Source organism: Photorhabdus sp. P32 (assembly GCF_038085095.1).
Lineage (GTDB): Bacteria > Pseudomonadota > Gammaproteobacteria > Enterobacterales > Enterobacteriaceae > Photorhabdus > Photorhabdus luminescens.
In genome coordinates, this window is record NZ_JAZGJN010000126.1 from 1 (window position 1) to 1,831 (window position 1,831).

Here is a 1,831-nt window from a genome sequence, read left to right on the forward strand (position 1 = left end):
CAATAAATTAATACTAAGATAATAATATCACCAATTAATAAACACAATGAAATTAATCAAAAGATAATAAAAACTCACCTTGCTATAATAATTATCCAATAAAATATTTATACTATTTTCAATTTCAAAAAAATAATTAAAATCAATAAATATAGGACATAATAGAAGTAAAAATATCACCGCCCAAGTCGATAACCATTACATCCTATATTTCCACAATACCTTTCATGCCAGAAGAATGCCAGACTCACCACTTTTCCACTACGCTTCAAGTTTACATAGGATGGAAAGAATAGCAGCATCGCAACTTCTATGGTGCTACATTATCAGTCTCTCAGTTTACTTATCAATTTTCGGTAATGGCCCCAATTTCACACCTTCTGGGTAATATTTCCAGCCATCACGAATACGGATGTTTTCATCCCAAGGCAATTTATATTCACCGTTTGCCAAATCACGCACCCAAGTCAAATAATTAGCTCTCTCTCCGCCAGGTTTACCAACATAGCCTCGGCAACCGAGATTAAAAATACTATTCTCCAGCGCCCAATTCTCACGAGCCTTATCCGCCAGACGCGGGAACAGTTCGGCGGTAACAATTTCCCACGGATTACGCTGACCTTGCTGGATAATGTTACCGTCATAATTACAAATCGTACCTTCACCAAAATAATAAAAAACCTCATCGTAACCTGCCAGATTAACCGATACGGTATACATTAAGTTCTGCCAGGCATTAGTGCGATTAGTCCAGATCCACTGGTCATTGACTTGGGTAGAATAACCGGAAATACGGATAAAAACATTGCAGCCTTTATAGGCGGCTTCGCGCGCTAATTCAGGAAACATACCATCATGACAAATACACACCGCCAGTTTTGCGCCTTTTGGCCCTTCACAGACCGGCATACCCAAATTGCCCGGCATCCAGGGTTCAATTGGCACCCAAGGCTGCAACTTACGGTAATGCAATACAATCTCACCGCTGCCGTTAATAATGATCGCAGCGTTATAAGGTGGCTGCGACGAATCTTCATTACGTTCCATTACTGAAAATACACCCCAGATATTATTGCGAATACACGCCTGGCGAAAACAGTCAACTTCTGGACCGTCCAACGATAATAACATTTCATCATAAGTCCAGATCTTGGTATTTAATCCCTGAGCAGAATATTCAGGAAATACAATAAGATCTAAATCAGGATAACCCGCTTTAGTTGAATCCATTGTTTTACAAATCTGCCGCACTTGAACCTGAATATCTTCAGGCCCCTTAATAACAGGAACAGGATATTGAATAGCGGCAATTAATAACGCCTCCTCCCACGCACTGACACTTCCGGTACTGCCCATAAAGACCTCTGAATGAATAGTAATTATTAAAATTAAATGATAAGTTTCATCGTTATACAGACAAATAGAACGTTATCTTTACCCATCGTTAAGCGATTTCACTAATGCATAATAGCGTCTCTTTTGTTCACAAAAATGCGATCTATAACATTAAATAAAAAAATTAATAACTTTGTAGTAAAGAATACCGTTATTAACATTAGGGTTAATTTGCCCTAAATAACTTTGCAAATAGTCGAGCACCTTGAAAGAACTCAACCCGTTTGAGTGATCTGAGAAGTTATAAACAGCGCCCAAACCATCTGTTTTGGCTTTTACCGTATGTTGACCATCAACAATCAGTTGGTAGGACTTAAATTCACTGATTTGAGTGTAACTACTAATAATGTAAGTGCGTAACAGTTAATAATGTAAGTACGTAACAGCTAATAATGTAAGTGCGTAACAGCTAATAATGCAAGTGCGTAACAGCTAA

The 1,831-nt window shown here is 38.1% G+C and carries 1 protein-coding gene; it reads right to left on the reverse strand.

All coding sequences use genetic code 11. The annotated features are described in order from the left end of the window. Positions 1–339 precede the first annotated feature (339 nt). Positions 340–1,356, reverse strand: coding sequence for a formamidase (locus V2H77_RS00720; RefSeq protein ID WP_265514988.1), 1,017 nt, complete (start codon positions 1,354–1,356; stop codon positions 340–342). Between the last annotated feature and the right edge of the window lie 475 nt (positions 1,357–1,831).